This window comes from Vibrio sp. 10N.222.49.C9, from assembly GCF_041474985.1.
In the GTDB taxonomy this organism is placed as follows: domain Bacteria; phylum Pseudomonadota; class Gammaproteobacteria; order Enterobacterales; family Vibrionaceae; genus Vibrio; species Vibrio crassostreae_C.
Genome location: NZ_JBFRVD010000425.1, coordinates 1 through 302 on the forward strand (window position 1 = coordinate 1; position 302 = coordinate 302).

At 39.1% G+C, this 302-nt stretch carries 1 protein-coding gene; it reads right to left on the reverse strand.

The genetic code is table 11. The annotated features are described in order from the left end of the window. Nucleotides 1-302 (reverse strand): tripartite tricarboxylate transporter TctB family protein (locus AB4585_RS23810; RefSeq protein WP_372171236.1); only part of this gene is annotated, 302 nt, incomplete at both ends.

Consider the following 302-nt stretch of genomic DNA (forward strand, 5'->3'; position numbering starts at 1 on the left):
GCTATGTAGAACACCTCACCGAATAGGTAATAAACGCCAAATACAAAGGTCCATGCCACTACGTAGTAGAGCGGCTTCTTAACCTTGAACAACACAAGATAAACTGTGAATGCAACTAGACTCGCTAACAAGTAGCCAATCACGCTAATTAATAATGCATATCCAATCAGGAAAATGACACCGAATACGGCCATTTTTGAGAAAATAACTGACTGTACTTCAGTGTTAGTAGATTTGAGTTTGTGTTGCACTAATAAGGCAATACAAATAATGATTTGAGCAACCGCAATGGCTGTTGGGAA